The 4,338-nt window shown below is 47.5% G+C and carries 4 protein-coding genes; 2 read left to right on the top strand and 2 right to left on the bottom strand.

Annotation, left to right across the window (positions count from 1 at the left end; genetic code table 11):
* Both Q0212_RS05550 and nadB read right to left on the bottom strand, forming a co-directional pair.
* The coding region (locus Q0212_RS05550) for a GTP-binding protein (RefSeq protein WP_297923401.1) at positions 1-684 on the bottom strand (684 nt) is incomplete at its 3' end.
* Between the two features lie 67 nt (positions 685-751).
* Positions 752-2,305, bottom strand: coding sequence for an L-aspartate oxidase (gene nadB / locus Q0212_RS05545; RefSeq protein WP_297923400.1), 1,554 nt, complete (start codon positions 2,303-2,305; stop codon positions 752-754).
* Between the two features lie 145 nt (positions 2,306-2,450).
* Between nadB and Q0212_RS05540 the strand changes: the two genes are divergently transcribed.
* Together Q0212_RS05540 and Q0212_RS05535 are read left to right on the top strand one after the other, a co-directional pair.
* Complete coding sequence (locus tag Q0212_RS05540) at positions 2,451-2,876, top strand: SoxR reducing system RseC family protein (protein WP_297923398.1); 426 nt, start codon at positions 2,451-2,453, stop codon at positions 2,874-2,876.
* Positions 2,877-2,964: 88 nt separating this feature from the next.
* On the top strand, positions 2,965-4,338 hold a 1,374-nt coding region (locus Q0212_RS05535; RefSeq protein WP_297923396.1), incomplete at its 3' end, for a DegQ family serine endoprotease.

Genomic DNA, 4,338 nt, shown 5'->3' with positions numbered 1-4,338 from the left:
CACCTCGAGGCCGAGCAGCGCGGCGGCATGCCGCGCCAGCGACGCGACGAGCCTCGGGTGACGTGCGCTGGGCATCACCACGACACCCGCCGGCGACCCGACCCACGAGGAACGCCAGCGCGCGAGCACGCCCTCCACGCCGTCGAGCACTACTACCGCGCCATCGACTACTCGCAGTGCGCGTTCCACCTCGATGCCAAAGTCGATGTGACCTGGCGTGTCGACGAGCGTGATCCCGACCGTCTCCCTTGTGCCGGCGTCTTTGGAGGACGAGGGCTTGGGCCACCAGACGGGGCCCACGGCGGCGGACTGGATCGTGATGCCTCGCTGGCGCTCCTGCTCGAGAAAGTCGGTCACGGTGCTTCCTGAATCGACGTCGCCGGGAAGTGCGGCTGTGCTCCCACTTCCACCGTTCGATGCGAGAGCGTCTGTAAGGTGCAGCAGCCGTTCCGTGAGCGTGGTCTTGCCCGCGTCGATGTGCGCGATGATCGAGATGTTGCGCAGCGCCGCCACGCTCAGACGGCGGGCCCGCAGCGCCGCGCCTACGCCTTGCGGAATGGCATCGTCATCGGCGTAGACGCGCAGGCCGCAGGGCTCGGGCGAGCGCACGCAGACGCGGCCGCGCAAGAGCCCTTCGCGCAGCGCCTGCGGGGTGCGCGAGGGCGCGGCGTTGGGGTGGGTCACCCCGCGGATGCTAGCGCGCCAGGGCGAGGCGGCCGACCCGCGCACCGCAAGGCATGGGCCTCAGGCCTCACTCGCGGGGGCGGTCGGCGTCGGGCAGGGCCTGCACCGCTTGGCGGAAGGCAAGCTGCCCGCCATCGCCGTCAGCGGCCCGTTTGGCGCGGTGAAGGAGCAGTCTTCCGGTCTGTACGCGCAGAAGATGGCGGAGCTGGGCTTTTTCGCGATTGCCTTTTAATAATTCAATACGGCGTAAAGCGCGTTGTAACCGTTTATCTGTACGGACAATCCCCACATAATCCCACATAAAACGGCGTAATTCGTCCCAGTTATGCAAAATAATGACATCTTCATCAGCATGACGTACTTGGCTGTCATCCCACTGAGGACAATTTGGTGGCGGTGGTGTCTTTGTTAAACGCTGTTCAATAGATTGTGCGGCGGCCATCGCAAAGACAAAACATTCTAATAATGAGTTGCTTGCCATGCGATTTGCACCATGTAAACCTGTAAACGAAGTTTCGCCAATCGCATATAAGTTTTCAATATCGGTTTCACTGGCCAAATTAACCATCACGCCGCCACAGGTGAAGTGAGCGGTTGGCACCACAGGAATCCAGTCCTTAGTAATATCAATGCCATATTTTAAGCAAGTTTTATGAATATTCGGAAAGTGACTAATGATAAATTCGGGGTCTTTATGGGTAATGTCTAAATAAACACAACGAATGCCAAGACGCTTCATTTCAAAATCAATCGCACGAGCGACAATATCCCGTGGTGCAAGTTCAGCACGACTATCAAAACGTGGCATAAAACGCTCACCATCAGGTAAACGTAAAATTGCGCCTTCACCACGCATGGCTTCGGTAATCAAAAAAGATTTAGCTTGTGGATGATATAAGCTGGTTGGATGAAATTGATTAAATTCCATATTAGCCACGCGACAGCCAGCACGCCACGCCATCGCAATGCCATCACCCGTAGCAATATCGGGATTACAGGTATAAAAATATGCACGACTTGCACCACCTGTGGCCAAAGCCACAAAGCGTGCTCTAAAACGCTCAACTCGATTATGCTCTTGATTGAGCACATAAGCACCAATCACACGATTGGGTTCTTGCTCCAGCCCAAGTTTTTTCGTGGTTATTAAATCAACGGCCACTCGATTTTCGAGAAGCTGAATATGATCACATTCGTGGACACGTTGAACCAAAGTGGTAGAAATAGCAACCCCAGTAGTATCGGCGGCATGAATAATACGACGATGAGAATGACCCCCTTCACGGGTTAAATGTAGTTGCTCACTATCATCTAAGGTAAAGCGAACCCCTTGTTGCAACAGCCATTGAATCGCTTGTGCACCATGCTCTACTGTAAATGTGACGGTATCTTTGTGACACAATCCAGCACCTGCGACCAAAGTATCTTGTACATGACTGTCTGTGGTATCTGTTTCATCTAATACTGCGGCAACACCACCTTGTGCATAGTAGGTACTGGCTTCGCTGGTTGAAGCTTTGGATAAAACGGCAATTTTTAAATGCTGTGGCAATTTTAACGCCAACGTTAAGCCTGCTGCACCACTACCAATAATCAGTACGTCATAATCAAAGTGTGTCATAGTGTATTCGTCAAACTGCCATTATGCGGTCATAAAGAGAAGATATAGGGCAGAGTATAAAGCAGACTGATTTTGTACAATAGTACAAGTAAGCTATTATCGAACAGTGATTGTATAAATAAGCTGTTTTTTGATCGGATTATCTATGTTAAGACAACAAGCGGTGATTGCTAAAATTGATCAGCAGGGGATTTGGGTCAAAGCTATGCGGCAAAGTGCGTGTGGCAACTGCCAGCAAGAGCGATCCTGTCAGCAAAGCTCTGATTGGCTAAAAAGCTCAAAACAATCAGCATTAATTTTAGTCTCACCAAGTCAATTAGCCGTGAATATTGGTGATCAAGTTGAAATAGCTATGCCAGAACAACAATTGTGGCAAGGATTAATATTTTTATATGTTTTACCTTTAGCGGCATTGACCTTGGGGGCAGTGATCGGTCAATGGTACGCTCAAGAAATGGGGGCAGTGTTGTTTTCGGTTTGTGCTTTTGTTGTGTCTCTAGTCATCATTCACTATACCCAGAAACGACAACACGACAATTGTTTACCAATTATTAGCAAAAAAATAACATAGCTTGAAAAAACTTACACAGCCCCTATAGCGATTATGCAAAATAGTTTTTATCTTTTAGGGCATTCAACTTGCAGTCAGGATTTACAATATGAAAGAACAACAAGCAAAAACAGTGCGTACTTGGTTGGTTGGGGTTATTTGTGCCACAGGGATACAAAGTTCATGGGCCGCAACGGCGGTGATGGATTTTTCTGATCTCGTGGAAAAAAATGCGAAAGCCGTGGTTAATATTAGTGCATCAACCAAAGCAAAAAAACGTAATGCACAGCAACTTCAACAGCAACAAGTTCCCGATATTTTTAGACATTTTTTTGGTGATCAATTTCAATTTGCGCCGCCACAACGTGAAAAACAATCTTTTGGCTCGGGTTTTATTATCTCTAAAGAAGGTTATGTGTTAACCAATAATCATGTAGTTGATAATGCCGATAAAGTAATTGTCAAATTGAATGACCGCCGTGAAGTAGAAGCTGAAGTCATTGGTACAGATGAACGTACCGATGTGGCACTATTAAAAATTAAAGCAGACAATCTGCCTGTCGTTGAAATTGGCAATCCCGATAAATTAAAAGTGGGTCAACCTGTGTTAGCCATTGGCTCTCCGTTTGGTTTTGATTATTCAGCAACAGCCGGTATTGTCAGTGCTAAGTCTCGTGCTTTGCCTAATGAGTCTTATGTCCCTTTTATTCAAACTGACGTAGCCATTAACCCTGGTAATTCGGGTGGCCCCTTATTTAATGCTGATGGTGAAGTAGTGGGGATTAATTCACAAATTTATAGCCGTTCTGGCGGTTATATGGGCTTAGCCTTTGCGATTCCGATTGATGTGGCAATGGATGTGGTTGATCAACTAAAAGACAAAGGTAAAGTGTCGCGTGGTTATTTGGGAGTCGTGATTCAAGATATTGATCGTGACTTAGCGGAAGCGTATGGCTTAGCTAAACCAGCAGGTGCTTTGGTCGCCAAAGTATTGCCTGATACCCCTGCGGAAAAATCAGGTTTAAAAGAAGGCGACGTGATTATTGCGTTTAATGGCCAAGATATTGGTTTGTCTTCTGAATTACCTCAAATGATTGGTCGTGCTAAGGTTGGTAAAAAAGTGCCATTAACTTTATTACGTGATGGTAAAAAAATGGATATTCCTTTTGAAGTCGCCTCTTTACCCGATGACGAAGAAGATTCACCCGAAAAAGCAGCAGAACCTGACTTAAATAGTTTAGGTGTGGGTTTACGTAACTTAAATGACCAAGAGAAAACCCAACTAAAATTAGAGGGTGGTGTATTAGTGTTACGTTTAGCGGAAGATGGTGCAGCCGCCGATGCAGGTTTACGGGCGAATGATGTGATTGTACGTTTAAATAATCAAACCATTAAAGACACACAAGAGTTTATCAAAATTGCCAAAAAACTCCCTGCCAATAAAGCAGTGCCAATTATGATTTATCGTGCAGGTCAGCCACGT

This window comes from uncultured Agitococcus sp. (assembly GCF_937920075.1).
Taxonomy (GTDB): domain Bacteria; phylum Pseudomonadota; class Gammaproteobacteria; order Pseudomonadales; family Moraxellaceae; genus Agitococcus.
This window is presented reverse-complemented; position numbering and strand designations above follow the sequence as displayed.